The 26,995-nt window shown below is 64.1% G+C and carries 22 protein-coding genes; 13 read left to right on the top strand and 9 right to left on the bottom strand.

The annotated features are described in order from the left end of the window. Positions 1 to 9: 9 nt before the first annotated feature. The 4 genes from AC1DR1_RS20295 to AC1DR1_RS20280 all read right to left on the bottom strand — a co-directional run bounded on the left by AC1DR1_RS20295 (position 10) and on the right by AC1DR1_RS20280 (position 4,944). Positions 10 to 1,329 carry an NADH:flavin oxidoreductase gene (locus tag AC1DR1_RS20295; RefSeq protein WP_229994207.1) on the bottom strand — a complete coding sequence of 440 codons (1,320 nt, stop codon included), beginning with the start codon at positions 1,327 to 1,329 and terminating at the stop codon, positions 10 to 12. 125 nt (positions 1,330 to 1,454) lie between these two features. Next, the gene (locus tag AC1DR1_RS20290; protein WP_476993183.1) at positions 1,455 to 2,483 is read right to left on the bottom strand and encodes an ABC transporter permease; all 1,029 of its coding nucleotides are present in this window, start codon (positions 2,481 to 2,483) and stop codon (positions 1,455 to 1,457) included. Beyond that, on the bottom strand, positions 2,480 to 3,439 hold the full coding sequence (locus AC1DR1_RS20285) for an ABC transporter permease (RefSeq protein WP_310060565.1): 960 nt from the start codon (positions 3,437 to 3,439) through the stop codon (positions 2,480 to 2,482). Before AC1DR1_RS20285 ends, AC1DR1_RS20290 begins: the two co-directional genes overlap by 4 nt. Then, on the bottom strand, positions 3,436 to 4,944 hold the full coding sequence (locus tag AC1DR1_RS20280; RefSeq protein ID WP_310060569.1) for a sugar ABC transporter ATP-binding protein: 1,509 nt from the start codon (positions 4,942 to 4,944) through the stop codon (positions 3,436 to 3,438). The genes AC1DR1_RS20285 and AC1DR1_RS20280 overlap by 4 nt, the downstream gene beginning before the upstream one ends. Before the next feature lie 127 nt (positions 4,945 to 5,071). Here AC1DR1_RS20280 and AC1DR1_RS20275 point away from each other — a divergent pair, with 127 nt between their 5' ends. The 3 genes from AC1DR1_RS20275 (at position 5,072) to AC1DR1_RS20265 (ending at position 8,789) form a co-directional block, all read left to right on the top strand. Further along, positions 5,072 to 6,328, top strand: coding sequence for a substrate-binding domain-containing protein (locus tag AC1DR1_RS20275; RefSeq protein ID WP_229994203.1), 1,257 nt, complete (start codon positions 5,072 to 5,074; stop codon positions 6,326 to 6,328). Between the two features lie 14 nt (positions 6,329 to 6,342). Further along, positions 6,343 to 7,755, top strand: coding sequence for an MFS transporter (locus AC1DR1_RS20270; protein ID WP_364744937.1), 1,413 nt, complete (start codon positions 6,343 to 6,345; stop codon positions 7,753 to 7,755). Between the two features lie 668 nt (positions 7,756 to 8,423). Further along, on the top strand, positions 8,424 to 8,789 hold the full coding sequence (locus AC1DR1_RS20265) for a DoxX family protein (RefSeq protein ID WP_476993182.1): 366 nt from the start codon (positions 8,424 to 8,426) through the stop codon (positions 8,787 to 8,789). Positions 8,790 to 9,173: 384 nt separating this feature from the next. Here AC1DR1_RS20265 and AC1DR1_RS20260 read toward each other — a convergent pair whose 3' ends face one another. Then, positions 9,174 to 10,193: a dihydrodipicolinate synthase family protein gene (locus AC1DR1_RS20260; RefSeq protein WP_476993181.1), complete on the bottom strand. Its 1,020-nt coding sequence runs from the start codon at positions 10,191 to 10,193 to the stop codon at positions 9,174 to 9,176. 27 nt (positions 10,194 to 10,220) lie between these two features. Beyond that, a complete protein-coding gene (locus AC1DR1_RS20255) occupies positions 10,221 to 11,234 on the bottom strand; it encodes an ornithine cyclodeaminase family protein (protein WP_230008245.1) in 1,014 nt (337 codons plus the stop codon). 144 nt (positions 11,235 to 11,378) lie between these two features. Between AC1DR1_RS20255 and AC1DR1_RS20250 the strand changes: the two genes are divergently transcribed. From AC1DR1_RS20250 to hxlA, 10 genes are all read left to right on the top strand, one after another. Next, on the top strand, positions 11,379 to 12,755 hold the full coding sequence (locus AC1DR1_RS20250; RefSeq protein WP_476993180.1) for an aldehyde dehydrogenase family protein: 1,377 nt from the start codon (positions 11,379 to 11,381) through the stop codon (positions 12,753 to 12,755). Positions 12,756 to 12,861: 106 nt separating this feature from the next. After that, complete coding sequence (locus AC1DR1_RS20245) at positions 12,862 to 14,364, top strand: bifunctional 3-(3-hydroxy-phenyl)propionate/3-hydroxycinnamic acid hydroxylase (RefSeq protein ID WP_476993179.1); 1,503 nt, start codon at positions 12,862 to 12,864, stop codon at positions 14,362 to 14,364. Between the two features lie 41 nt (positions 14,365 to 14,405). Next, a complete protein-coding gene (locus AC1DR1_RS20240; RefSeq protein ID WP_229994196.1) occupies positions 14,406 to 15,344 on the top strand; it encodes a VOC family protein in 939 nt (312 codons plus the stop codon). Positions 15,345 to 15,371: 27 nt separating this feature from the next. Next, a complete protein-coding gene (locus AC1DR1_RS20235; RefSeq protein ID WP_476993178.1) occupies positions 15,372 to 16,403 on the top strand; it encodes a fumarylacetoacetate hydrolase family protein in 1,032 nt (343 codons plus the stop codon). Beyond that, positions 16,400 to 17,251 (top strand): ABC transporter substrate-binding protein, encoded by an 852-nt coding sequence (locus AC1DR1_RS20230; RefSeq protein ID WP_310060594.1) that lies wholly within the window; start codon positions 16,400 to 16,402, stop codon positions 17,249 to 17,251. Before AC1DR1_RS20235 ends, AC1DR1_RS20230 begins: the two co-directional genes overlap by 4 nt. Before the next feature lie 86 nt (positions 17,252 to 17,337). Beyond that, the gene (locus AC1DR1_RS20225; RefSeq protein WP_229994193.1) at positions 17,338 to 18,354 is read left to right on the top strand and encodes a fumarylacetoacetate hydrolase family protein; all 1,017 of its coding nucleotides are present in this window, start codon (positions 17,338 to 17,340) and stop codon (positions 18,352 to 18,354) included. Next, positions 18,354 to 18,962: a cupin domain-containing protein gene (locus AC1DR1_RS20220; protein ID WP_229994192.1), complete on the top strand. Its 609-nt coding sequence runs from the start codon at positions 18,354 to 18,356 to the stop codon at positions 18,960 to 18,962. The genes AC1DR1_RS20225 and AC1DR1_RS20220 overlap by 1 nt, the downstream gene beginning before the upstream one ends. Then, the gene (locus AC1DR1_RS20215; RefSeq protein WP_476993177.1) at positions 18,959 to 20,929 is read left to right on the top strand and encodes an acetoacetate--CoA ligase; all 1,971 of its coding nucleotides are present in this window, start codon (positions 18,959 to 18,961) and stop codon (positions 20,927 to 20,929) included. Before AC1DR1_RS20220 ends, AC1DR1_RS20215 begins: the two co-directional genes overlap by 4 nt. 41 nt (positions 20,930 to 20,970) lie before the next feature. Continuing rightward, positions 20,971 to 21,660, top strand: coding sequence for a 6-phospho-3-hexuloisomerase (gene hxlB, locus AC1DR1_RS20210; RefSeq protein WP_229994190.1), 690 nt, complete (start codon positions 20,971 to 20,973; stop codon positions 21,658 to 21,660). Positions 21,661 to 21,775: 115 nt separating this feature from the next. Further along, positions 21,776 to 22,399, top strand: coding sequence for a 3-hexulose-6-phosphate synthase (hxlA, locus tag AC1DR1_RS20205; RefSeq protein WP_229994189.1), 624 nt, complete (start codon positions 21,776 to 21,778; stop codon positions 22,397 to 22,399). Positions 22,400 to 23,761: 1,362 nt separating this feature from the next. On the opposite strand, the gene AC1DR1_RS20200 is transcribed toward hxlA, so the two are convergent. The 3 genes from AC1DR1_RS20200 to AC1DR1_RS20190 form a co-directional block, all read right to left on the bottom strand. Next, the gene (locus tag AC1DR1_RS20200) at positions 23,762 to 24,610 is read right to left on the bottom strand and encodes a bifunctional 5,10-methylenetetrahydrofolate dehydrogenase/5,10-methenyltetrahydrofolate cyclohydrolase (protein WP_229994188.1); all 849 of its coding nucleotides are present in this window, start codon (positions 24,608 to 24,610) and stop codon (positions 23,762 to 23,764) included. A gap of 1 nt (position 24,611) precedes the next feature. Next, positions 24,612 to 25,454, bottom strand: a complete 843-nt coding sequence (gene purU, locus AC1DR1_RS20195; protein ID WP_229994211.1) for a formyltetrahydrofolate deformylase — start codon at positions 25,452 to 25,454, stop codon at positions 24,612 to 24,614. A 142-nt stretch (positions 25,455 to 25,596) separates the two neighbouring features. Then, positions 25,597 to 26,904 (bottom strand): MFS transporter, encoded by a 1,308-nt coding sequence (locus AC1DR1_RS20190; RefSeq protein ID WP_476993176.1) that lies wholly within the window; start codon positions 26,902 to 26,904, stop codon positions 25,597 to 25,599. Positions 26,905 to 26,995: the final 91 nt, after the last annotated feature.

The raw sequence follows: 26,995 nt of genomic DNA, 5'->3' as shown, positions 1-26,995 counted from the left end.
GCGCAGGTGTCAGCTCTTGGATGCCTTCGAGCCGGCGGTCGCCAGTTTGTCGGCGATGCCCATGAGGACCGGTGACCCCGTCGCGGCAATCAGTAGGCCCTGGACTGGACGCTTAAGCATTACCGATACAGGTTCCTTGGCCCCCGCAAGGACCGCTTCGCGTCCCATGGCCGGGTTCTTGTGGCACCGGACCGGCACATTGAATATCAGGCGGCGCAGGCATGAATTGCCGTGGTCGCACCACACGATCTCATCCTGTCGTCCCTCGAGGACCTTGTTGGGGAATTCCGGATCGGCCAGCATTTGCCGGGCCAGCATGATTCCGTCCGCGAACCCGGCGGTGATGGCGTCTGCACACTGTTGCGGGTCGAAAGTGCTGCTGAGGAGCAACGGGACCTCGGGCATGGCGGCGCGGAATGCTTGCGGCTCTCCGTGCTCCAGGATGGCGCCCGAAAAGGAGGTGACGTTATTGTCCATCGACTCGTAGTTCGCATCGCTCAGGGCGATATATCCAACCCCTTCCTTTTCAATGATCGACGCAACTTCGGCGAACCCCTCGGGTCCCTGACCATCGGGAAGGTGATCGTTGGTGCTCATTCTGAGGCCCACCGGATAGTCGGTTCCGACTTCGGCCCGGATCGCCCGAATCGTGTCCGTGAGGATGCGGGCGCGGTTTTCGGCACTCCCGCCGTATTCGTCCGTCCTCCAGTTGGTGCGCGGTGAGAGGAAGGAGGAATAGAGGTAGCGCATGTGCGCGCCCAGCTCGATGCCGTCGAAGCCGGCCGCCTTTGCACGCCGTACGGCGGCGACGGACTGCTCCTGGACCTCGAGGATTTCCTCCTTGGTGATCTCCTCCGGCGTCGGGTTCGTTCGACCGCCGGGAATGTAGAAACCGTGAGGCAGGCGGGGTGCGGCCATGCGGACGGGCTTCGGGCTCGCGGCCCTTGTGGGCCGGCCGTCGCCCGGCACGCCCATGGCGCCGAAGCTCGGGAAGATCTGGGCGAAGATGGGTACATCCTGCTCGTGCACGGCATCGACCATGCGCCGCAGCCCCGGAATGAACTCGTCCCGGTCGAAGCGCATCAAGGGCTGGAACGGCGCCTCCTGGTTCCCGCGCTCGGTGGCCACGCCGCCACCGATGATCAGCAGCCCAGCGCCGCCGCGTGCCCGCGTGGTGAGGAACGCGATTGTCTGATCGCTGGGATGGCCGTCCTTTGTCGGCTGGAGGACGGCCATGGGGCTAAGCACATAGCGGTTCTTGATCGTCAGGCCGTCGATTTTCCAGGGGCTGGAAAGCACTTCGGCGACAGTTGCTGTCTCGGGGGACATTTATTCTCCTTGGTTTTCAGTTGGACCAGGATGAAATGACTCATCCAAAATTGGCATCCGACTCGGCTCGTATCGTGACCGCGCGTCGCAGTGGACCGCCGGAAGTAGGGGACCCGGACCAGGCCTCAGAACCTGTCTCGGACGTGGCGTTCCCGACCGTAGAGCGAGACCACGGCAAGGATGATGACGCCGAAGACGATGCGGCTCTGGGCTTCCGTCAGCCCATTGCTGACGATGATCGTTGACAAGAGGGTGAGAGTGAGTGCGCCCAACAGCGTGCGGGTGTAGCTGCCGCGAATCGAGCCGAAGATCGAGCCGCCGACGAGGACCGCGGCCAGGCCGGAGAACAGGTAGGGTTCCCCGATGGTTTGCGACCATCCCGCGCCRAAGGATGCGATGAAGATGCCGGCAACCCCGGCCAGGGCTCCGGAGGCCGCAAAGACCAGGGTCCACACGGCGGAGGTGCGGATCCTTGTCAGCCGGGCGGCCCGGAAATTGACTCCCGTCGCATGGAAGCGACGTCCGGCCGCGGTGCGGTTGAGGAAAAGCCACATGGCCGCCCCGGAGAGCAGCACGATCAGGATGATTGGGGGGAACGGCATGCCGAAGGTGGTTCCCCGCAAACTTGCCAGGGAACGGAGCGCCTGCGGCGGGGCGGAGGAATAGTCGCCGTCGGCGAGGAAGAGCGTTGCGCCCGTGAGGGCAGCGCCGGTGCCCAGCGTGACGACCAGTGGCTGGACCGCGAAGCGGTGGCAGATCCAGCCGATCAGGGCACCGATGCCGCCGCAGACCAGGACGGTGATCAGCACGGCGACAACCGCCGGGACCGCGAGCTTGCCCGCGACGTTCGCAGCCATGAAGGCGCCGAAGAGGATGTAACCCGGCACCGCCAGGTCCAGTCCTCCCAGTATCACCACGAGCGTCTGGCCCATGGCTGCCAGGGCCAGCAAGGACGTAATGACCAGTATCGAGGTGACGGACCTGGGGTTTGCGATGGCCGGTATGGTGACCACCAGCCAGGCCGCCAGGGCCAGGACGACGAGGACCTGCAACGCCGGTACCTCGAAGACCCGGGCCCTGAACCTGGTCCAGGCCATTTGCCGGGCGGTTGGTGCGTGGGGTGTTTCCGCGGGGGACAGGGTGTCACTGGTCATGATGCGTTCCTCTTCAAACGGGGGGCCAGCAGCGTCGCGCCCAGCACGACGCCGACGACGAGGACGGCGCCGTAGGCGAATTGGATGAGGCTGGGGGCCACGCCCGAGGCGGTGAGCAATTGCTGCAGGAGATAAATGGAGACCGCTCCGAAGAGTGCGCCCAACAGGCCGCCGCGACCGCCGGCCAGGCTGGTTCCGCCCAGGACTGCGGCGGCGAGCCCCAGCAGTGCATAGGTGGAGGCGAGCGAAGACTGCGATGACTGCACGAGTGCGGTCAACGCAATTCCGGCGATCCCGGCAAACAGGCCGCCGAGGGTGTAGGCCAGGATCCGGATTGCCTTGATGTTCACCCCGGAACCGTAGGCGGAGACATCGCTCTCGCCGGTGGCCAGGAGGTTGCTGACAAAGGCCGTGCGGCGCAGCGCGAACCAGATCAGCCCGGCGACGCCGATCGTGATGAGGGCACCAGGGACGATGCCGATGCCCCCGGCAAAGACCTCTGTCCAGTTGTCAGGGGCGGCCACCGGGTTCTGAGCGATGGTCAGCGACAGGCCAACGAGCAGGAACAGCATCCCGGTGGTCGCGACCACCGGGTGCAGGCGGACGACGGCGACCAGGATTCCGTTCAGGGCTCCGATCCCGGCGGCCACCGCCAGGATGATGGGTGCCGCGAGGTGCCAGTTGCCCAGCCCGGCGGGAATGAGGATTGCGACGAACAGGCAGTTGATGAACGTGGCCAGTGGGCCGACCGAAATGTCGATGCCACCCGCGAGGATCGAGGGCGTGGAGGCGAATCCCACCAGCACGAACGGCGCCAGGGTGGCCAGGGTGCCGGGGAGGCGCGCGGGGGAGAGGAAGGACGGTGAGACGATCAGGTTCAGCACCAGCAGCACCAGTGCGAGAAGCAAGGCAAAGGCGAAAGGCCAGCGCTGGAACAAAGTCAGGACGCGGTTCATGTGTGCACCTCTGATTTCTGGCCGAAGTATGCGGCGACGATGGACTCGGTGGAGAGCTCGAAATGGGGGATCTGGGCAAACACGGATTGGTCGCGGAAGACCAGGACGCGGTCAGCGAGGTCGACAAGCTCGTCGACCTCGCTGGAGAGGATCACGACGCTCATGCCTTCGCCGCTGAGCCGGTGCAGGATTGCGTAGATCTCCCGTTTGGTCCCGATGTCGACCCCTCTGGTGGGGTCATTGAGCAACAGGACTTTGGGGTCGGTGGCAAGCCAGCGCGCCAGCAGCACCTTCTGCTGGTTACCGCCGGACAGGGTGGAGATGGCTTCGTGCGCGGCGCCGAAGCGCAGGGACAGGGAGCGGGCGAAGGCATCGAACCGGCGGGCACTGCTGCGGGTGTCCAGCAAGCCGCCGCGGCGGTCCTTGGCCAGGGTCGGCAGCGCGAAGTTTTCGCGGATCGACATGGACTCGAACAGCGACTCGCCGCGTCGTTCGCGCGGCAGGTAGGCGACCGCCAGGGCATCCCCGTTGCGCTCGGTAAGCTCCGCGGCGCCCTCGGGGAGGAGGCGGACGACGCTGCCGGGCCCACCGGCCACACCGGCCAGGCGCTTGATGAACTGGTCCTGTCCGTGGCCCTCGAGCCCCGCGAGGCCCACAATCTCGCCGGCGCGCAGCTCGAAGTCGATGGGTGCCGAGGCCGGCGCAAGGCGGACGGCCGCTCCCTGAAGGATGGTGTCCCCGGCATCATGCGGTTGCCGCCGGGTCTCGGCGTGGCCGGAGTTTCCGGTCATGTCCGCGATCAGCCGGTTGATGGACAGATCCGACCTCTCCACGGTGGAGACGCTGCGCCCGGACCGCAGGACGGTGACCCGGTCCGAGATCTCCGCGACCTCGTCCATGCGGTGCGAGATGAACAGGATGGCGGTCCCCTCGGCTGCGAGCCGGCGCATCTCGACGAAGAGCCGATCGCGGGAGCTGACATCCAGGGAGGCTGTCGACTCGTCGAGGATGAGAACCTTGGGCTTGCGCACGAGTGCGCGGGCAATGCAGAGGGCCTGCCGCTCGGAGAGCGAGAGCTGCCCGGCCGGAAGATCCAGCGGGATCGCGCCGGCAATGCGCGTCAGGACGTCCTGCGCGATTGATCGCTGCTCGGCGCGGCCCAGCCGGCGACGAAACGTTCCGTGGGACCCGAGCCAGACATTCTCGAGGACCGATTGGCTCCCCGCGGTGAGGACTTCCTGGAACACCGTCGCAATCCCCAGGTCCATGGCCGCTCGGGGCGATCTGCTGGTTACGGGGACGCCGTCCAATGTGACGGTGCCGGAATCCGGGCGGTGGACGCCTCCCATGATCTTGACGAGGGTACTCTTCCCGGACCCGTTTTCGCCCAGGAGCGTGTGGATCTCGCCCGGCCGGAGGCGGAGGTCGCCGTCGATGAGGGCGCGGGTGGCACCGAAGCGCTTGCTCACCCCGGTGAGCACCAGTCCGGATGGTTGGTTGTTCACGGCGGATCTCCTTTGAATGGCCGATAAATGTGTCGCAGGTCATATTCGAAACTAGACGAATCGTACCGCATGCATTTACTCTGATGCCATACGATACGAATCGTTCATTTAGCAGGGAGATTAATCAATGAAGAAGACCTCTTTCCCCCGTTTTACGCCTGTTGGCGCCGCGATTCTGGGGGCCGGCACCCTCGTTCTGACGGGCTGTTCGGCGTCGGCACCAGCGGCCCCGGGCTCCGCCGGAGGGGCCACACCCGGGCCGGCGTCGTCGGCGGCCGCCGGGACCTGCGGGTCGCTGCCGACGGGTACGGCGAACGATCCGAATGGCCTGCTGGCCGGTGTACCCAAGGAGATCGCCGCGGGCTACAACCTCTACCCCTACGAGATCCGGAAGTCGGCATGGGCCGACTACAAGTCGAAGAAGACTGACGGTTTCACGGCCGCGATTGTGGGCATGCCACCTGCCAGCCCGTTCATAGCCTCCATGTCGGAGGCGATCCGCTCGAGCCTCAAGGCCAATGGTGTCAAGATCGTCGGCGACTTCGCCCCGGACGACCCGTCGAACGTGCCCCTGCAGCTCCAGCAGTTCAACGAAGCTCTCTCGCTCAAGCCGGACGTGATCATCTACACCGCCATCGCACCGGAGCCTTCCGTGGACCTGGCCAAGGCAGCCCATGACGCTGGCATCCCGCTGGTCGCCGCCCAGATTCCGATCGATTCCGAATACGCCGTCAGCGTCACGAGGAACACCCCGCTGGCCGTCGCCCAGGTCACCGCCGGGACAGTGGGAGCACTCGGGGGCAAGGGGACCGTCCTGCGCGTCGAGGGCATCCCGGGGATCCCTGCCTCGACCTTCGCGAACCTGGGCATCGATGCTGTCCTGGATAACTGCCCGGAGGTCAAGGTCACCGGGTCGGTCACGGGCTTCTTCCAGCCGGCAAAGGCCCAGGCGGAGGTCCAGAAGTTCCTGGCGACCAACCCTGCCGGGGTTGACGCCGTTCTCCAGGCCGGAACGATGGGCGTAGGCATCCGCAACGCCTTTGAGGAATCAGGCATGGACGTGCCGCCGATCGCGGACGACGGATCGAGCCACGGCTTCTCCTCCTGGGCGCTGGCAAACCCGGACTACCCGTTCTTCGGCACCACGACCCCGTCCGTGCGCACCGGTGAGGCAGTGGTCGACGTGGCGCTGCGCATCCTGAAGGGCGAGGGCCCGAAGATCAACCAGATTGTTGAACCCTCGGTGATCGTCTCCCGGGAGAACCTTGCCAAGGTCGCGGACCGCTCGTGGGACCACAATGATCTGACCGACTTGGCTGGCGCCCCGGAGGATTACCTGCCTACCGATCGCCTCAACGAGTTCTTCGCACACCCCGGCAAATAGGGATGGTGCGATCCTTGAACACGAGAAGTGGGTCCACCGCGCGGTCTGCCGACAACGCGAGCCCCGAAAGCCTGACTCCGAGGCACTGGCTCTACTTCAGCCTGATCACGCTCGTTCTGCTCTCCGATGGTATGGACGTCACGATCGTCGCCCATGTCTTTCCGACGCTCATCAAGAGCTGGGGCGTCTCCGTCGGGGGCGGCATCGCGTTCGTGGTCGCTGTGGGTTTCCTGGCCATGGGCCTTGGTGCCGTTGTCGCCGGCGGCATGGCCGACAGGTGGGGACGCAAGACAGTGCTCATCGGCAGCGTGGTTGTCTTCGGCGGGGCCACCGCCCTGGGCGGAACATCTGGCGACTTCACGGCATTCGCCGGCTGGCGAATCCTGGCCTGCCTGGGGATGGGCGCTGCCATGGCATCAGGGAACGCCCTGCTGGCAGACCTGATTCCCGAACGGCGGCGCGCGGCATTGATCGCGACGGCCTACGCCGGAGTGGGTTTGGGGACAACGTTAGGTGCGGTTCTCGCCGGCGCCTTGATACCCACCTCGGGGTGGCGCCTGCTGCTCGTGGTGGCAGGCTTGATCCCCTTGGCAGTGATCGCTGTGCTTGCCGCCGTCGTTCCCGAATCTCCCGCGTTCCTCTTGGCCAAGCGCCGGGTGGACGGTGCAGCGTCGACGGACGGACGTGGTGCTGAAACATTTGATCCGGGTTTGAGGGTTCGGCCGTCACTTGCGGGGTCCGCGGTGTCGGTGCGGACCGTCCTGTCCCGTCCACTGGCCCCTAAGACCCTCCTGCTGTGGCTTTTCGGCTTCTTCTCCCTGGGCACCCAATTGCTGATCGCCCAATACATGCCAACCTTGCTGCAGCTGCCCAAACCGGGGCTCGACACCGTGCAGAGCAGCACCATCGTCGGGGTCTATGGATTGGCCAGTGTCGTGGGAGGGGTGGTGCTGGGAGCCATTCTGGCCCGGTTGTCACGCTTCCTGATCATCGGGATTGTCCTCGGATTGGCTGCGGTGATGTCCATCGTGGTTTATCTGCTGCCCGATCCGGGGTTCGGTTCCCTGCTGGTCGTATTGGGGATCGCCGGATTCATTTTGCCGAGCGCCTTCGGCCCCACGCGGAGCGTCCTGGCAGCCATGGCCTACCCGGCCGGCATGCGGGGTGCGGGAATAGGCGTGGCGGAATTCGGCGGACGTTTGGGAGCGGCTGCCGGCGGTGTTGCCGGCGGCACGCTCATCGCCGCCGGAATGGGGCTCTCGGGTCTGTTCCTGGTCCTACTGTTGCCAATCGGCGTGCTTCTTGGTTCCTTGACGGGGCTTCGTGCGCAGTCACGGCGGACCCCGGTGTCTGAACAAGCGGAGGTCGGTCCAACTGGCCCCGCGCCGGCGGAAGGAACCCCCGAACGCGCGGCCGCCATGGACTGATGGCTTCCCTGGTTATGGCTGTCCGTAGCCACGCATCGTCGAGTGCCGGGACGAACGGCGCACCGGTGAGCGATGCATTGCGTCCCTCGGATCATCCCGGCGCCTGATGCCAATGCGGGAACACGCTCATCACCAGGCTCGATGCGGAACCGAATACTTTGTCCCACGGTGGACGTCGAATCGACATCCACCGTGGGACGAAGCGTGCAGTTGTTTGCACCGCGAAACATGGTTACCGGCCCGGAAGCGGGGACGCAGGGCATACGGCCTCAGAAGAACATGCGGCTGCTGCCCCGTACAACACAGGCACACGCCGGAACTGGCTGCCGGCGTGTAAAACAAAGCGAGCGGTGACACGCCGTCGAGTCGCATCGGTCAGGACCGAGCCGTTGGCCCTGAATATTCCCTGGCAATCGATACCAGACGTACCGCCCTGCTCTCCATGCAATGACAAAACGTTCGGCCCTGCAAACTTACTGGGGAGCTTTAACAATGTTTCTTGCACTTCGGCGCCATTGCGACGCCTCGAACCCTTCGTCCCTTTGCTCCTGCGAATCGCGATCAGTGCAACGCTGATTGCCCACGAACTCCAGTTCGCGCCGGCGAAGTTCGCCGCGATTGTAGAGGGCGCGTGAGGACTTCCATTCCCTCTTCTGATCGGTTCGTACGTGACGCTTCTGATGTTCGTCGGCGGGAGCTTCATCGCGTTTGGTTTCCTCACCATGCCGGTGGTAATTCCGCTAGTGGTATGCATGCTCCTCGCGATCTTCATGGTCGAAATCAATAGGGGGTTCGCGCCCGCGGAAGGCGGCGGCATGCAGGTACCTGTTGCGTTGGTCGCGGGGTTGTTCGTTCTCCTGGTGACAGGTCCGGGACCGGTTTCCATCGATCGCCTGTTTGGCTGGGGACGGCGGATTGGCGCGGGAGGCCACCCCGGATACGCAAAGGCTTGCATCGATGCGCTGACCGAGCCGTTCCAGAAACGGAACCGAGGGCCCTTCGCAGGTGGATGTTGCTTCGACCCCCACCTTTGAAGGAGCCTTTGCCCGTGGGTGGGCTTCATCGCGAACACGGGGAATGGCTCGAATGCCCGGGGGGAGGGCAGATGGCGGGCGGGAAACGCCCGTTTTGCAGCTTCCGATTTCATAGTCGGCGAGCCAGTTGTTCACGGCGGCTTCCGGTTGGTCCGCGAAGGGTCGTCTACGAAGCTGTAGCGCGCTGGTGCAGGGAATATCCCAACTATCGACGAGCGCAGCCGCTTCGACAAGCCGCCGTCGTGGCGTCAACCCTCGGTTCGGGTGCCGCGTTGTGTCCGGCACTTTCGGTCACACGCAAAGAAGCCCCTTGGACCAACGAACCAGCCAGCCGGTTCAGTGGTCCAAGGGGCTTTGCAATGCCGGCACGCGGCCGGGCAAGGCTTAGGCGCTGACGCGTCCGCGCAAGAATTCCGAGTCCGGGGAATCGGTGACGGGCAGTCCCGAGGCTTCCAGGCTTGCGCGCAGCTGCTTCATGAAGCGGTCGGGAAGTCTGACTGCCGGCGGGCGCAGGGCGCCGCCGTTGAAGCCGGAGAGCCACTCCTGGTACTTCCACTGGGTGCGGTTGATGGAGCTGGTGCCCGGGGTGGAAGTGGACGATACAGCCATATTGGCGGCCCGGGCCGGCTGGACCTCCCAGTAGCGCTTCATGGCTTCTTCCCATTTGCCGGTGCGCGCCAGTTCGAAGGCCTTGGGGTAGTAGTCTCCCATCCAGTTCGTGTTCGCGGTGCCGGAGAACTGGACGTCCAAGACCGACATGAGGGGGATTATTTCGGCCTCGATGGGGCAGGAGATCACTACTTCATCGCGGAAGTGGTGGTACATCTCCATGACTCCGGGGATGCCCGGGTAGCCCTGTTCGGCCTTGATGGCGACGATGCTCGGCATCGCGTCGAGGACGCGGCGCACGAAGTCCACGCTCATGCCTGCGGGGTGGATGCGCTCGAAGCCCCAGGCGGGGAGCGGGAACAGCATGGTGGCCAGATCGGTTTCGTCGGTGAAACGCTTGGTGTAGTCGAACACCTCGTCGTACGAGGTCGGCCAGAACGATGAAGGGTAGGCCAGCAGCGCGCGGTCGGCGCCGGCCTTGGTAGCCAGGTTTGCTGCATGGATGTTTTCTTCCAGGGTGCCGAAGATTGCGTGGAAGAAGAGGGCGAAGTCCGGGCCGGCTGCTTCGCGGGCGATGGCTGTGATTCGGGCGTTCTCCTCCGGGGTGATATTCGCTTCGGCGATCAGCAGGGAACCCTTGTAGCCACGTTCCTTGAGCAGGAGGATGTCGTGGCGGATCGCGTTTTCGTTGATGGCAGAGAAGTCCGGGGTGAAGGACGGGTGCGTCACCGCGACGGTGCCGACGAAGTTCTCCCGGGCCCAGGAGCGGGCTTCGGATTTGGTGTATTCCACCATGTTGTTCTCCTTTATTGTCAGTGGGGTCTATTTGCGGCTGGTGACGATGCCGACGGGCAGGACGGTGCCGATGCCCTCGGCGCGGGCGCGGTTAACGAGCATCTCGGCAACAACGATGTCCTGCAGGCCGGAACCGGTCGACTTGTAGATACGGATCCCGTGCTCCGCGTCGATGGCGGTTTCGCCGGTCAGGACGGCATTGAGTGTGACAATGAGCGAATCGACATCGACGCCGTGTGCCCGGGCCGCGATCATGTCCCCGCTGCCGTGCACGACCTCGTCACGGGTGTCCACCACGACGACCGCGGCGCGGGCGATCAGCTCCGCGGGCAGCTCGCGTTGTGCGGGGGTCGTGGAACCGATCGAGACCACCGCGGCGTTCGGGCCGACCCATTCGGCCAGCAGCGTAGGGGACTCGTCGCGGGAGCGTGCCGCGCACAGGATGAGATCCGCGCCTTCCGCGGCCTCGCGGGCCGAGCCGACAGCTCGTGCGGGTGCGCCGAACGTGCCGTCGAACTCGCGTGCAAAGGCCTCGCGGTTGGCAGGGGTCGGACTGAACACACGGATGTCGGCGAACTCAAGCAGGTGGGAAAAGGCTGTCAGGTGGGAACGCGCCTCAAAGCCGGAGCCGATCACACCGACGATCAGCGGCCGCTGCGGCACGATCGTGGAGGTGCCCACGGCAGTGGTCGCTGCGGTGCGCAGGCCGGTGACGCGATTTCCGTCCACGAGAGCCACCAGATCCGCGGTGTCCTTGTCGAAGAGTGAAATCAGATAGCTGACGCGCAGGCCGTCCGCGAAGGACCCGGCGATTGACTTTGCGCCGAACAGTTGGCCGTTGGGCGGCACCGAGGGCATGATCCGCAACCATTCGCGAGGTGTCTGGGCGAAGATCCTTCCCGGTGTGCCGCCCTCGTCGTCGGGGGCCTTGTAGGCGGTGCGGATGGCTTCGATCGCCCCGGCCCAGTCCGAAAGGCTGGCGACGTCGGCGTCGGTGAGAAAGAGCGGAAGATTGTTCGGTAACTCGCCATTGGTGCTCACGGGGGCACTCCTTGGATGTCGGGCAGCCGGTCCACGGGCTGCGGGCGTGGGTGGATTTACTGAGTAGACCCAAATAGTATCCGATACGAATCGTATCCTATATAGTCGTGACAGAGAACACGTCTCCAGGAAAGGATCCCAACCATGGCAATCGCAACCGTCAACCCGACCACCGGTTCGACCGAAATGATCATTGAGCCGCACTCGGCCGAGGAAGTCCAGGATCGCATCGCGGAAGCCGCCGAAGCGGCGCGGCTCCTGCGCGGCAGCACGTTCGCCCAGCGTGGGCAGTGGATGCTCGCCGCGGCGGACATCTTGGAGGGTCAGGCGGAGGGCCTGGGCGAATTGATCACCGTCGAGATGGGCAAGCCGATTGCGCAATCGATTGCCGAGGTGCACAAGTGCGTCAAGGCCATGCGTTTCTACGCCGAGCATGCCGAGGAATTCCTGGCCGATGCCCCGCTGGCGGACCCGTCGTCGGTCGGCGCGAGCCGCGCCTGGACCCGCTACGAGCCGTTGGGGACGATCCTGGCGGTCATGCCCTGGAACTACCCCCTCTGGCAGGTCATCCGCTTTGCGGCCCCGGCGCTTATGGCGGGCAACTCCGGCCTGCTCAAGCATGCCTCGAACGTACCCCAGGCCGCACTCTTCCTCGACACACTCTTTGAGCGGGCAGGGTTCCCGCGCGGCTCCTTCCGCACTCTGCTGATCGGCGGCTCCAAGGTTGCCGGCGTCCTGGCCGATGCGAGGGTCAAGGCGGTGACCCTGACGGGTTCCGAGCCGGCGGGGCGCTCGGTCGCCTCCATTGCCGGGGACTACGTGAAGAAGGCCGTGCTGGAACTGGGCGGGTCGGACCCTTTCATTGTCATGCCCTCGGCGGACGTCTCGGCCGCGGCGGCGACCGCCGTGCGTGCACGGATCAGCAACAACGGCCAGTCGTGCATCGCCGGCAAGCGCTTCATCGTGCACACCGAGGTCTATGACGCGTTCGCCGCCGAATTCGTGAAGCTGATGTCGGAGCTTGCCGTCGGGGACCCGCTGGATCCCGCGACCCAGGTAGGGCCCTTGGCCACCCGCGCCGGACGCGACGAACTGGCCGGGCTCGTTGAGGACGCCCGCGCCCTGGGTGCCCAGGTGCTGACCGGCGGGGTCGTTCCCAAGGGCCCCGGCTTCTTCTATGCCCCCACGGTGCTCGCCGGACTCAGCGAAGAGATGCGGATCATCCAAGAGGAGACCTTTGGGCCCGTCGCTTCGCTCTACCGCGCCCAGGACCGCGAGGACGCCCTGCGGATCGCCAATCAGACCACCTTCGGGCTTTCCAGCGCGGTGTGGACCGCCGACGCCCACGAGGAGGAATGGTTCACGGCCAATCTTGACGCCGGCGCGGTGTTCGTCAACGGCATGACCGTCTCGCACCAGGAGCTTCCGTTCGGCGGGATCAAGCGCTCCGGGTTCGGGCGTGAGCTCGCCGCGGACGGCATCCGGGAGTTCTGCAACCTCAAGACCGTCTGGAAGGCCTGAGTCGCAAGGCTAGACGCGCATTCAAGCCCACCCGTGCCCTTGTGCGGCTAAGTGATGCATGTTACTTTTTATTCGAAACGATACGTACTGAACTTGAAGGAGCAAGATGGCTAACGTCAACGTCGACGTGGTAGTGATCGGGGGAGGGCCTGTAGGAGTCACTGCGCTGGCCTTGCTGGGGCGCGCAGGTCTGACCGCCGTCGGGGTGGAGCGTGATGTCCAGGTTTGGCCAACTGCCCGCGCCGTGCACTTTGATGGTGAAACCTTCCGCACCCTCCAATCGCTGGGAGTCGCCGAGCGCTTTGCCGAGGTTACTTTGCCGATGTCCTCCTTCCACATCGAGAACGAGGAGCGGGAAGTCCTGGTGTCCTTGCCCACGGGTCAGTTTGGCACCCAGGGTTGGCACGACGATCTCACCTTTCACCAACCGGACATCGAGGTCCTGCTGCGGGATGTCGTGGAAGAACTTCCCGGCGTCGAGCTCCGCCGAGGCACCAGCGTGCTCTCCGTGCGCAATGAGGGACCGGGCGTCGAGGTGGCGGTGCGTGACTCCGACGGCGCGGAATCCTTAATCCGCGCCCGCTGGGCCATCGCAGCGGACGGGGCGCGCTCGCAGACCCGCCAGGCGCTGGGCATCGAGTGCGAAAAGCTGGGCGAGGATGCACAGTGGCTTGTCGCGGACGGCATTTTGGAAGAAGGCCCCGGCCTGTCTTCCGACATGATCTTCCTGGGTCATCACACAAGGCCCGCCCTGTGGATCCGCCTCCCCGGCAAACGGGTGCGGATGGAGTTCATGTTGATGCCGGGGGACGACCCCGAGGAAATTGCCACCCCTGAGGGTGTGGAAAAGATCAGCCACGGCGTGCTGCCGGCAGACAGATTCACTGCAGACCGGCTGGCTATTTATACCTTCCGTGGGCGCATCGCACGGCAGTGGCGCGCCGGGAACATCTTCCTGGCGGGGGACGCAGCCCACCAGGCGCCACCGCTTTTTGGTCAGGGCCTATGCGCCGGATTACGCGACGTGGCCAACCTGGTGTGGAAGCTCGATGCCGTCAAACGCGGTGCGGCCGCCGACAGCCTCCTTGACACCTACGAGAGTGAACGCATGCCGCATGCACGGTTCTGGGTCGAGCAGGCAACCCGGGCGGCGGGCTTCATGCAAACCACCGACGCCGACACCGCGAAGCAGCGTGACGCCTTCATCCGCGCAAACCCCGCCGCATCCGCACCGATCTCACCCGCGCTGGGCCCTGGCCTGCACGACGGCGGCACCGACGAACGCGCCGGCCGGCTCGGCATGCAGCCGATCCTCGCCGACGGGGTACGCCTGGATGACATGGTGGGAAGCCGTTTCCTGGTGGCAACAACCCGCGAGCTCTATGCCGCGGTCCCGGCCCCACTGCGGGAACTACTTGAGGAACATGCCGACGTCGTGGTCCTGTTCGATCCGGCCAAGGTCGGCCAGATCCTTGCCGCCGCCGGCGCCCAGGCGGTCGTCGTTCGCCCGGACCGCTACATCCTGGGCCTCGGCGACACCCCCGAGGCCCTGGAGCGCCTCATCCGCAGCATTCCGCAGGCCGGCCACAACGTGCCGGCACGCATCTAAACCCACATCCGCGTCAAACGGACAGAACACAGGAGACCAGCATGGCATTCAGCCCGATCACACACCTGAGGCACTTCGACATCGCGGTGCCCGACTACCAAAAGCAGGTTGAGTTCTACAAGAACCACTGGGGGCTCACCGAAATGGAGAACGACGGCGGCGTGACCTACTTCGCCGCCGAGGGATCGCCAGAACAGTATTCGGTCCGCGTGCGCGAGGCCGAGGAGAAGCGCCTTGACATGGTCGCGTTCGGCGCGGCGGACAAGGCCTCGGTGGACCAGCTCGCCTCGGACCTCATTGCGAAGGGCGTGAAGCTCATTGGCGAACCCGATGACGTCAAGACCCTCGGTGGGGGATACGGCTTCCGCTTCTTCGACCTGGAGGGACGCACCATCGAGGTCTCCTCCGATGTTGAGGTGCGCAAGCACCGCAAGATCGAGGAACGCGAGGCGATCCCGGTGCGGCTCTCCCACGTGGTGCTCAACTCCCCGGAACCGGAAAAGATGCGCGCCTGGTATGAACAGCATCTGGGCTTCCGTCTCTCCGACACCCTGAACCACCCGCACATGGGCGACCTCTTCTACTTCATGCGCTGCAATGCACAACACCACTCCATCGCGATCTCCCGCGGCCCGCATGCCTCGCTGCAGCACGCGTCCTTCGAGCTGCGCGGCATCGACGAGTACATGCGCGGCAGCGGCAAGCTGCTGCGGTCCGGGTTCAAGAAAATCTGGGGCCCTGGCCGCCACAAGGCCGGGGACAACACCTTCACCTACTTCCACGATCCCAACGGGAACACCATGGAATACACCACCGAGCTGGATTCGGTGGATGAGGATACGTGGCATCCAAGCATCTTTGACACGCGCGACCCCGAGACCTCCGACCAATGGGGAACCGGCGGCGACATGGACGAATTTATCGCCCGCGAAATGTTCAACGACCGCGACAAGGGCCTGTTTGTCCCGCCACCGGTATAGCGGCAGACAATGACTAATGGAGGATTCATGGAAGAGGTACGCGTGAACGGATTCATGCTGGGCACTTTCGGGCACGACGGGGTGGAGTTTCCCGGTGTGGTCTTCGGGGACACTGTCGTTGACCTGCGCACAGTGGTGCCGGGAATCGCGCGGATCGGGGATCTGTTCGCCGGCTGGGACGCGCACCTGGATACGCTCGAGTCCGTCGACCCGGCAGCGGCCGGCGCGCGCCCGCTCGAGGGGCTGAAAGTGCTGCCTCCAGTGCAGCCGGTGGGCACCATCATCGCCGCGGGGGCGAACTACCGTGAGCACGTCCTGCAGATGAGCGTGGCCCACAAGCTCGGCAAAGAAGGCGCCGATGCGACGCAACTGGCCGCCGACGCCGCCGCTGAAATCGATGAGCGCGGCCGCTCCGGCGACCCCTACGTCTGGACCGGGATCCCCTCGGCGGTCTGCGGCGCCTACGACGACGTGCAGTTGCCGGATGTCGGCGGCAACGTCGACTGGGAACTGGAACTCGGCGTGGTCATCGGCCGCAGGGCGCACCGAGTCTCGGCCGACGACGCCTTCGACTACGTGGCCGGATACACGATTGTCAACGATGTCACCGCGCGCACGCTCGTCCCGCGCAACGACATCGCGATGATGGGCACCGACTGGTTCCGGGCGAAGAACCAGCCGACGTTCTTCCCCACCGGCCCCTACGTGGTGCCAAGGCGGTTCATCCCGGATCCGGCGAAGCTCCGGATCCGTTTGAGCCTCAACGGTACGCTGATGCAGGATGCTCTGGCAGATGACCTACTTTTCGACATCCCGAGCCTGATCGCCTACGCGTCCTCGATGGCCGTACTGCTGCCCGGGGATGTCCTCATCACCGGCTCGCCGGCGGGGAACGGTTCGCATTGGGGCCGTTTCCTGAGGGACGGCGACGTGATGGAGGCGGAAATCTCTGGTCTCGGTACCCAGCGTTCAACGGTCCGCGGGCCCAGCGGGCAGTTGCCTCCCTGGTATGTTGACCGCCCGGTCGCCGTCGCCGCGGCCGGCGGGGCCTCCTCATGAGCCTGCGCCAAAGCCACTTCGTGCCGCCGGTTTCCTATCTGCTGGCGGACGAGCTGGGATTCCTGCGCTCAGTGGATGTGGTGCCAAGCCGAACCACCTCGAGCGCGGAGCAGTTGCGTGCCCTGCTCGCCGCGGAACAGGACATGGTGGTCACAGCAATTGACAACCTGTTCGAATGGACCCGGGCTGGGGCCGACCTGCGCCTGGTGGCCCAAGTCGAGGCGACCACGCCGCTGGGCATCCATGCAGGCGGTGACGTGGAATCCATCGCGGACCTGGCCGGTTGCCGGTTCGCGGTGGACGCGCCCGACAACGGTTTCGCGCTGATCGCCAAACGCCTGTTGCGGGACGCCGGCGTCGAGGTCGACTACGTGCTGGTGGGTGGCGTGCGTGAACGCCTGGAGGCGCTGGTCGAGGGGCGCGTGGACGCGACCCTGCTCGGGCCCCCCTTCGACAAGCATGCTGAGCGGGCCGGGTTCCGGGCCCTTGCAGATGTCAACGCCCTGCTGCCCGGACTGCCGGGCCAGGGCTTGGTGGCCCGCGCCGATCTTCTTGGTTCCGCGGAGCTGGAAGACTACCTGCGAGCACTGGTGCGGGGGGTGGAGGCCGGAGCGTCGATGGCCGAGGCGCAGGGCATCGAGTTCCTTGAACGGCGCGGTTACCAAGCGGCGGCCGCGACGGCCTGGGGCACACGCGCCTGCACGCTCACCGTTGATCACCACGGCCTGGAGCTACTGACGGAGATTCGTCGAAGCCTGGGCATGCTTCCGCCCGACATCGGCCTGGAGGAACTCTGCGACGCGGGACCTCTCCTGAGGGCCACTAGGTCCGCCACTATCGGTAGCTGAGCTTCACCCCCACGTAGTTGCCTATTGCAACTCCACTAACGCAATACGATACTGTACGTATCGTATTATTCATTCAAAGGAGCACCATGAAACTGGGACGTATAGCAGTGCCCACGCCCGACGGCGAACAGATTCGACTCGTCGCAGCCCAGCCAGACCAGGGCCGGGTCATTGATCTCGCCCGCGCTTATGCCCTGACGCTTCAGCGCAAGGCGGCCGATCCTGACCGGGCTCGGGCGCTCGCCCTGGCCATTCTCCCCGGGAGCCTGGCTGCAGGAATCGGCGGAGGTGCGATCTTCATGGATGCGGCCCACGAGGCGCTTGCTGCTGCTGATGATGCTTCGTACGGCATCGACGAGGTCTCATGGCGCGCGGCTGTCGACTCCCCGGTCATACGCGACGGGCTGACGTTCGAGAAGCACATCCAGAACTTCCACCGCATTGTTGCCAAGGCCCAGCCGGCACGCTCGATCTACGATCGTCCGGGCTATTTCAAGGGCACCACTGCCATGTCCTACGGACACAACCAGGAGCTGCCCTATCCCGACTTCACCGAGGCCCTGGACTGGGAACTTGAGGTCGGGTACGTGGTAGGCAAGTCCGGCAGCGACCTGACCCCGGACACGGCGCTGGACCACCTCTTTGGCATCACCATCTTCAACGACTTCAGCGCACGCGATATCCAGGGCGCCGAAATGGCCATCGGCATGGGCCCGCAAAAGTGCAAGGACTTCGGCTACGGCATCGGCCCCTGGGTCACCACGATGGATGAAATCACGTCGATCGAGGGGTTGCGCGGCCAAGTCCGTGTCAACGGGGAAGTCCTCTCCGACACCAAGGTCGAGGACTTCGTCTACACCCCCGCAGAACTGCTGGCCTACGTCTCCATCTCCGACCGCCTGCAGCCCGGGGACATCATCGGTTCCGGCACAATGGGCTTCGGCGCCGGCGTCGAAATCGGGAAGTTTCTGAACCCCGGCGACGTCATCGAGTTGGAATTGGAAGGCGTGGGCACTTTGCGCACRCCGATTTCGACCGAACGCCACAAGGCCCCCTGGTGGCCCGAGCCCCGCACCTACCCGCACGAAGAATGGGTGGCGTGATGACCCGGCCCCCAGTTCGCCGCATCGTCACCGGACACGACGACCAGGGACGCGCCATCATCCTCTCGGACGGGGCCGCACCCAACCACTGGTCCTCGGACATGATCCCTGGATTCGGTGCCACCGTGCCCTGGCTGACCCAAGCTGGGATAATCGACCACGTTAGTGACTCGGATCCGGCAAGCGCCGATGCGGAAATCCCCAGCTTCCCGGCCCCGGGCCAGACGATCATGCGCATCGCCGACTTTCCGCCGGACTCCGCGTATCCGGACGAGGCGGGTTCGGTGATCTTCAGCGAGCTCGACGGACATGACGAAGCCGAAGCGGGAGCCGAGCACAGCGGCTCCAGGCACTTCTGGTTCCACCGCACCGACTCCCTGGACTACGCCGTCGTCCTTGAAGGTGAAATCACCCTGCTGGTCGATGAAGGTGAGGCGACCATGCGCGCCGGCGACGTGGCAGTGCAACGTGCCACCAGCCACGCGTGGTCCAACCGCACGGAGACAACGGCCCGCGTCCTTTTCGTGCTGATCGGGACCGAGCCCCTCACAGCGGCCCAGATTGCCGAGCGGCGCAAGGAAGCCTCGCAGACGCTGGAGAGGGCATGATCACCGACGCCCAGGCTGCAGACGGGGAGGTGATCTGGGAACCTGACCTCGAACACAGCGCCGAGACCGGCGTCGCCCGTTTCGCCGCCTTCCTGGGCGGCCAGGGCATCGAGATCGGTGCTGGCTATGAGGAGCTGTGGCATTGGTCGGTTGATGAGCCCGAACAGTTCTGGGAACTCTTTGCCCGGTTTGCGGGAGTCGAGTTCGGCGGGGCGGCAGGGCCGGTCTGCACCACTGACCCCATGCCGCACACGCGGTGGTTTCCGGGACGCACCCTTAATTTCGCCCGGCACCTGCTGCAGGGCCACGAGGGGACCGCACTTATCGGCATCGCCGAGGACGGGACACGCGAGGAGGTCACCTGGGATGCGCTGAGGCGCGAGGTGGCCTCCCTCGCCGCGCACCTTCGTGCCCGCGGTGTGAGCCACGGGGACCGGGTCGTCGGAATCCTTCCGAATGTCGCTGAGGCCGTCGTCGGGCTGCTCGCCGCTGCCTCGATCGGCGCGATCTGGTCCGTCTGCGCCCCGGAGTTCGGCCCCGGCGCGATCGTTTCAAGGTTCGCCCAGCTCGGTCCAAAGGTCGTCATCGCCGCGCCCGGCTACCGGCTCGGCGGGAAGGACCGGGACCGACAGGCGGAGCTGGGGGAGATCTTCGCCCAACTCCCCACCCTCGAGCACATCATCTGGGTGGGGCGGCACACGTCCGTCCCGAGTATCCCAACCCGGGTTCCCGCCGTGGACTGGGCACAGGCCGTGGCCGAACCGGCGGAGCTCGCCTTCGAAGACGTCGAGTTCAGCCACCCCCTGTGGGTCCTGTTCTCCTCCGGGACAACAGGCATTCCCAAGGGCATCGTGCATGGCCACGGCGGGGCGCTGCTTGAGGAAATGAAAATGCTCCTCATCCACTCCGACCTGCGGCCCGGGGACCGCTACCTCAATGTGGCCTCGACGAGCTGGGTGCTGTGGAACGCACTCGTCTCCGCACTGGGCGTGGGGGCGACGGCGGTGCTCGTCGACGGAAACCCCACCTTCCCGTCGATCGACCGGGTGTGGCAAATTGCCGCGGCCGAGCAGGTCGCGGTCCTCGGTGTGGGTGCGGGATTTGTCCATTCCTGCTCGAAGGCCTCCCTGGTGCCGATGCGCGACCACGACCTGGGTGCCCTGAAATCCCTTCAGGTCACCGGATCGCCGCTCTCGGCCGACGGCTACCGCTGGGTCTACGGCAATGTGGGTGACATCTGGTTGAGTTCGATGAGCGGTGGAACCGACATCGCCTCTATCTTCGTAGGAGGATCCCCGACACTGCCGGTCCGTGTCGGCTACATCCAGGCTCCGGCCCTCGCAGTGCGCGTGGAGTCGTGGGATGAAGCCGGCAATCCCACGACGGGCAAGGGTGAACTGGTGGTAACCAAGTCAATGCCCTCGATGCCGCTGAGCTTCTGGGGGGATGACGGCAGCCGTTACCACGAGAGCTACTTCGGCATGTATCCGGGGGTGTGGCGGCACGGGGACTACATCGAGTTCACGCACTGGGGCATCCTCATCCACGGCCGTTCCGACTCGACCCTCAACCGCAACGGGCTCCGGCTCGGTTCGGCAGATATCTACGCGGTGGTTGAATCGCTGCCGGAAGTCGCCGAGGCACTGGTTGTCGGCGCGGAGCTGGGCACTGACTACTACATGCCGCTGTTCGTCCACCTGGCCGGAGGCACCAAGCCGGGCGTGGCCCAAGAGGCGATCACCAGATCCATCCGTGAGAACCTGTCGGTCCGATACCTGCCAGACGAGATTGTCTTCATGCCTGGAATTCCGCATACCCGCACCGGAAAGAAGCTGGAGGTTCCGGTCAAGCGGCTTCTGCAAGGGGCGCGCCTGGAAACGGTCGCGGATCTAGGGTCGGTGGATGATCCCGTGCTGTTGGAAGAATATGCCCGGTTTGCCCTTGAACGGCAGACGACCTCACCCTAAGTGGCACCGCTACCGGCTTCCGACAGGTTCAGGCCGCCGTAATGGGCGATGGGCGCCGGGAAGTATCGAGGATAGAACATCAGACGACTCCACGGATCGCTGAATACGGCTCACCCCTCAAAGGAGAGACATTGGGAACCACGCCACTAGCAACACCTGCCAGTCAAGAAACGGCCGACGCCATCGGGCACAGCATCTCTCTGATCCGGGGCGAAGTTGGAGAGACGGCAGACCGCATCAATGAACAGGAACTTGCTCTCCTGGCCGCCCATCTCACCACCGTTAACCGGGTGTTTGTCGCCGGGGCAGGCCGCAGCGGCCTGGTTCTCAGGATGGCCGCCATGCGGCTGATGCATCTTGGCCTCACGGTCCACATCGCAGGGGACACCACCACTCCTGCGATCCGCGCAGAGGATCTGCTGGTGGTGGCCTCTGGATCCGGAACGACCTCAAGCGTGGTGAAGGCGGCAGAAACTGCGGCAAAGGCCGGTGCAAAGGTGGCCGCGTTCACTGCCAACATAGATTCCCCACTAGCTGCAGTAACCGACATGCTCGTGGTTATCCCGGCCCCGCAGAAAACCGACCACCAATTGGATGCTTCCCGGCAATATTCCGGAAGCCTCTTCGAACAGGTGCTTTTCCTCGCCACCGAAGCGGTGTTCCAAGCCCTCTGGGAGGAATCCAGCATTTCTGCCCAGCAGCTCTGGACCCGGCACGCCAATCTCGAATAGTAGAACCCAGACTGGCGACGACGACGGCGGCGGCGACCGACGCAGCGGAAAACACTAAGCAACCACTCACCCCTAAATTCCTTCAACCTAACAATTCCTAAAGAAAGAGCCGATCATGAAACTCCAAGTTGCAATGGACCTCCTCACCGTCGAAGACGCCCTCGAATTGGCCGCCAAGGTAGCCGAGTACGTGGACATCATCGAACTCGGAACACCCCTGATAAAGGCTGCAGGTCTCTCCGCTGTCACCGCCATCAAAAATGCCCACCCCGACAAAATCGTTTTCGCTGACATGAAAACAATGGACGCCGGAGAATTGGAGGCCGACATCGCCTTCAAAGCCGGCGCCGATCTGGTATCTGTCTTGGGCAGTGCAGACGACTCGACCATCGCCGGCGCCGTGAAAGCCGCCCGGGCACACGGCAAAGGCATCGTTGTTGACCTCATTGGGGTACCCAATAAAGTCTCCCGCGCCAAGGAAGCTCGTGCCCTTGGCGCCAAGTTCGTGGAATTCCACGCTGGCCTTGATGAGCAGGCACAGCCCGGCTATGACCTTAACGGGCTCCTGGCCGCCGGCGAAGAAGCGCGCGTCCCCTTCTCAGTAGCCGGAGGAGTGAACCTCTCGACGATCAACGCTGTCCAGCAGGCAGGGGCGGACGTGGCCGTAGCGGGCGGCTCAATCTACGGAGCCGCGGATCCCAGCCTGGCCGCCAAAGAACTGAAGGCCGCCATCATCTGACGTTTCCCTTCCATGACCTGCGGCGGCCCGCCCGTGCAAAACGTGCGGCCGCCGCATCCAGTCCACTCACAAGGAACCGGACCGATAGAAAGCGGGTATGCGATGAATGCTGGAGCCACGCTTCAGCCTCGGCCCACCCATCAGCCCATCCATCAATGGGAATACCTGAGCCTAGGCGACAGCGTAAAGGTGTGTCTGGAGGATCTCCAGTACGCCGGATGGGCAGAGGCGGTCGGAGACCGGGGGCATCTGATTTGGGTGATTGAGAACGGTACGGCTGACCGCCGACTGTTCCTGCGCGGGGATGGCGTCACACTATGTCCGATCTGACGTTGCTTCCCAACCCGACTCCGACCAGGTCCGCGGTACACGGTCAAAGCCCTTCCCTCCTGGCGTATTCGGAAGAGCGGCGCGAGGTGTCCACTGCTAACCCAAATCTTGTCGAGCAGTTACTGAACGAGGCTGAGTCGTCGCTCATCGAAGTGGCTTTGAACCGCCGGCCCGCCGGCATTTTGGTCACCCGCCATCACTCAGGCCGGTACGTCCTAGAGCTCAGTGAAGAAGTGCCGTTCGGGGAATCTCGGGAGCGGTCCGCCTGGTAAGAGCGCGTACCTGCTTCCGGAACCACGTGGTCGTTAGCCATGCATCCGTTCGAGAGCCAGCACGCAACGCAGCCTGAACCTAGGAGTAGTAGTTCAGCCGTGCTTCAATCCGTTGCCATGCCGTCCGGCCGAGGGCTTAATCCGCTTTGGGATCCGTGGGATCGCCGTTTGAACCGGATTGCCGTCCTCGCTGGTGCTCTTTGGAGTCACCGGTGACCTTGCCCCTAGGAGCTCATGCCGGCGGTGTCTGACCTGGCGAACCCCTTTGGCAGCGCATGGGGGTCCTGTGCAGGAAAACTAAGGCCTTAGGTGAAGCTGTGCCGCCGCCAGGATGCCGAAGGCGCAATGGAGCAAGGACGAGCGTTTCATGAGACTTTGGCCCTTGCGGGGGGTAATCCCCGTATGGCTCAGACGCTTACACGCAGTCTTCTTGAGACCGCGAGGGCCTACCACGTTGGGCCCGGAATGCGCCCCTATTTGTGCAGCAGTACCGAAATTACCGAGCATGCTATTTTGCTGCCGTCTCTGCGGGGACAGCGGCGGAGCTAGGCAAGCAATGCGTTGGCACTTGCAGTCCATTCGGCGTGCGGTCGTTGTGCAGTTCGCCTCGATTGTGATGCCAATATCTGCTGGACAAATGGGCTCCATTTGTCTGCAAGGCCCTCACATATGACGCACACGTTGTAGGGACTGGGCTTCTCATGCCTCAACATTTAGAATCGTGGCCACTGCTTCTAGCCGGGTCGAAGCGTGACGCCGTTCAGCTCTGGAGCTGTGCTGCTTTGAGTGTGTTGCGGAGGAGTTCGGCGATGGTCATCGGACCTACCCCGCCGGGGACTGGGGTGATTTTTGACGCGACCGTGCTGGCTGCGCTGAAGTCGACGTCACCGGTGAGTCCGTCCTCGGTGCGGTGGATGCCGACGTCGATGACGACGGCCCCGGCGGAAATGTGTTCGGCGCCGATCAGGTGGAGAACACCGGCTGCAGCTATCACCACCTGCGCCTGGAGCGTGGCGGCAGCCAAGTCCTTAGTCTTCGAGTGCGCTACGGTCACCGTGGCGTTCTTCTGCAGGAGGAGTTGTGCCAGCGGTTTGCCGACGAGGTCTGAGCGTCCGATGACCACCACATTGGCGCCCTGCAGCTGGACCCCCTCATTCTCTAAGAGAGAGATCACTCCGAGCGGAGTGCAGGGCCGCAGTCCCTCAACGTTTCGGGCTAGCCGGCCGGCACTAATAGTAGTAAGACCGTCGACGTCCTTTTCCCAGGGGATCCGGTCAATCAACGCTGTTGCGTCCAAGTGGGCGGGCAGCGGAAGCTGCAGCAAAATGCCCGACACTGCAGGGTTGGCTGCCAGTTCATCGAGTGCGTGAGCTACCTGTTCCTGGGTAGCGTCTTTGGGGAGGCGGCGGTGGTGGTCCTCAATTCCTGCCTGCTTGGATAGTCGGCGCTTGCTGTCGGCATAGACCTCGGATGCCGGGTTGTCACCAACAAGCACGGTCGCAAGGCCGATGGGCCGGCCGGTGGACTGTTTGAATTGCTCGACGTCGGTTCGGAGTTGTTCCCGGAGCCTCGTGGCGAGTGCTTTTCCGTCGATGATGTGGGCTGCCATGTCAGAAGACGATCGTTGTGTTGCCGTCGCGCATGACCCTGTCTTGGCAGTGCCAGGTAACGGCCCGGGAGAGCACGCTTCGTTCGACGTCGGCTCCGGAGCGCATGAGCTCCGCGGTGGATTCACGGTGGGTGACGCGGATGACGTCCTGTTCGATAATCGGGCCCTCGTCCAGGTCCTTGGTCACGTAGTGAGCTGTGGCTCCGATGAGTTTGACGCCGCGGTCCTTGGCTTTCTGGTACGGGCCGGCGCCGATGAAGGCGGGCAGGAAGGAATGGTGGATGTTGATCACCGGTACCTGGACATCGTCGAGGAACTCAGCGGAGATGATCTGCATGTACCGTGCCAGGACCACGAGGTCGACGTTTCCGTTCAGGAGTTCCAGGTGCCTGCGTTCGGCGTCCTTCTTGTCCCCCGTCACGGGGACGTAGAAGTAGGGGATGTCGAACGGGCGCACCTGGTCGGCCAGGCCGGGGTGGTTGGAGATGACCATGACGACATCCATCGGGATCTCTCCGCGCCGGTGCCGCCACAAAAGGTCCAACAGACAGTGGTCGGTCTTCGAGGCGAAGATCGCGACCCGCTTGCGCTTGGAAGCATCCGTCAGTTTCCAGTCCATCTGAAGCGATTCGGCAAGCTTCGCCTGAATATCGGCCTCAAGGACCTCTCGCTTGGCGGCGAAACCGGGAAGGTGGAACACGGTCCGCTGGTAAAGGGTCCCGTTTTCGGCGCCGGTTGTGAACTGGTCCAGGGACACAATGTTTGCCCCGTGCTCTCCCAACAGCTGCGTCAGCTGGGCGACAATGCCCGGCTTATCAGGGCAGCTGACAGTGAGTCGGCCGATTTCAGCGGTGCCACTAGCCGTAACGGGCTTGGCCGGAAGGGTGGTGCTAGACGGTTGCAAGAAGATCACCTCGTGAAAACGATAGGTTGAGTAATGGGTTCGCCGGACCAGGGAAACTCCTGGTCCGGCGGGCGCGCATGGTTTAGCGGCGGTCGCTGAGCGCCGAAGACGCGCCGGCGACTAGGTCGATTCCCTTTGGTTCCCTAATAAAGGCTGCGCCGATGTACGAGGCAATGCAGAGAATCATGATGTAGGCGGCGATGGAAAGCGAGCTKTGCGTGGCTCCGAGGAGCCACTCTGCTGCAAGGGGGGCGAAGGCCCCGCCAAGGATAGCGCCGATGGCGTATGCGATCGATATTCCCGAATAGCGAATCTCTGCCGGGAACATCTCAGCGAACAGGGCCGATAGTGGCCCGTAAGTCAGACCATTTCCGATGGTCAACCCCACCAGAGCCAGAAGGTAGAGCCACACGTTCGCGGCATCTATCAGCAGGAACAGCGGGACCATCCAGACGAACATCAAGATATAGCCGACCTTGACGGTCTTGATGCGTCCCCACCGGTCGGAAAGATGGCCGCCTACCATCGTGAAGACAAGCCAGCTCATGCCGGCGAGCGTGGAAGCCAAGAGTATTCCTGGCCTGTCCATCTTGTGAACCCGGATGGCGTAGGAGGAGAGGAAAGCAATCAGCAGGTAGCCGGCGGCGTTGCTGCCGATGAAGACCAGCGCTGCCAAGACGATCGCTTTGGGATTCCGTTTGATGAGTTCGCGCAGCGGAGATGCAGTCTCCCGTTTTTTGGCCGCCATTTCCTGGAATACGGGACTCTCGGAGACCGCGCGGCGGATGAAGTAACCGACAATAATCATCACGACGGAGAAAAGGAACGGTATCCGCCATCCCCAGGTCAGGAATTGTTCCGGGGTAGTTACGGACGTCATGATGAAGACGACCAACGTTGCCAAAATCATGCCGGCCGGAACGCCGATCTGTGGGTAGGAACCGAAGATTCCTCGCTTGCCAACAGGTGCGTGCTCGACAGCCATCAATGCGGCACCGCCCCATTCGCCACCCGCGGAGATGCCCTGAATGATGCGCAGGAGCACCAGGAGCAGCGGAGCAGTGATTCCGATCTGGGCATGCGTGGGCAGTATGCCAATAAGGGTTGTTGCAGCGCCCATCAGGATCAGTGTGGCGACCAGGACTTTTTTGCGTCCGAACTGATCGCCGAAGTGCCCGGCGATGACGGCGCCCAGTGGTCGGAATAGGAAGCTGATGCCCAGAGATGCCCAGGACACCATCTGGGCAAGGACGGACCCTTGACCCAGGGGCGCGAAGTACAGCTGAGCAAAGACGAGTCCGGCTGCTTGGGCGTAGATGAAGAAGTCGTACCACTCGATCGTGGTGCCGATCATCGTGCCGGTAAGTACACGCCTGTCTTCAGCCGTCATTTTCTCTCTTGCCCCGGCGGGGGCCATGACTGACATATTCGCGCTACTTGGCGCTGGGCAGAGAGGTCCCGGAGCCGACGAGTGCCAGCTC

It is taken from the genome of Arthrobacter sp. P4_F10 (assembly GCF_056401435.1).
This window is presented reverse-complemented; position numbering and strand designations above follow the sequence as displayed.

What these genes read in the sequence shown, in the direction of transcription:
- AC1DR1_RS20250 (WP_476993180.1), top strand. Translation starts at nt 11,379, where the DNA reads ATGGCAATCGCAACCGTCAACCCGACCACCGGTTCGACCGAAATGATC.
- AC1DR1_RS20215 (WP_476993177.1), top strand. Translation starts at nt 18,959, where the DNA reads ATGATCACCGACGCCCAGGCTGCAGACGGGGAGGTGATCTGGGAACCT.
- AC1DR1_RS20260 (WP_476993181.1), bottom strand. Translation starts at nt 10,193, where the DNA reads ATGGTGGAATACACCAAATCCGAAGCCCGCTCCTGGGCCCGGGAGAAC.
- AC1DR1_RS20230 (WP_310060594.1), top strand. Translation starts at nt 16,400, where the DNA reads ATGAGCCTGCGCCAAAGCCACTTCGTGCCGCCGGTTTCCTATCTGCTG.
- AC1DR1_RS20245 (WP_476993179.1), top strand. Translation starts at nt 12,862, where the DNA reads ATGGCTAACGTCAACGTCGACGTGGTAGTGATCGGGGGAGGGCCTGTA.
- AC1DR1_RS20240 (WP_229994196.1), top strand. Translation starts at nt 14,406, where the DNA reads ATGGCATTCAGCCCGATCACACACCTGAGGCACTTCGACATCGCGGTG.
- hxlB (WP_229994190.1), top strand. Translation starts at nt 20,971, where the DNA reads ATGGGCGATGGGCGCCGGGAAGTATCGAGGATAGAACATCAGACGACT.
- hxlA (WP_229994189.1), top strand. Translation starts at nt 21,776, where the DNA reads ATGAAACTCCAAGTTGCAATGGACCTCCTCACCGTCGAAGACGCCCTC.
- AC1DR1_RS20285 (WP_310060565.1), bottom strand. Translation starts at nt 3,439, where the DNA reads ATGAACCGCGTCCTGACTTTGTTCCAGCGCTGGCCTTTCGCCTTTGCC.
- AC1DR1_RS20220 (WP_229994192.1), top strand. Translation starts at nt 18,354, where the DNA reads ATGACCCGGCCCCCAGTTCGCCGCATCGTCACCGGACACGACGACCAG.
- AC1DR1_RS20200 (WP_229994188.1), bottom strand. Translation starts at nt 24,610, where the DNA reads ATGGCAGCCCACATCATCGACGGAAAAGCACTCGCCACGAGGCTCCGG.
- AC1DR1_RS20275 (WP_229994203.1), top strand. Translation starts at nt 5,072, where the DNA reads ATGAAGAAGACCTCTTTCCCCCGTTTTACGCCTGTTGGCGCCGCGATT.
- AC1DR1_RS20235 (WP_476993178.1), top strand. Translation starts at nt 15,372, where the DNA reads ATGGAAGAGGTACGCGTGAACGGATTCATGCTGGGCACTTTCGGGCAC.
- AC1DR1_RS20295 (WP_229994207.1), bottom strand. Translation starts at nt 1,329, where the DNA reads ATGTCCCCCGAGACAGCAACTGTCGCCGAAGTGCTTTCCAGCCCCTGG.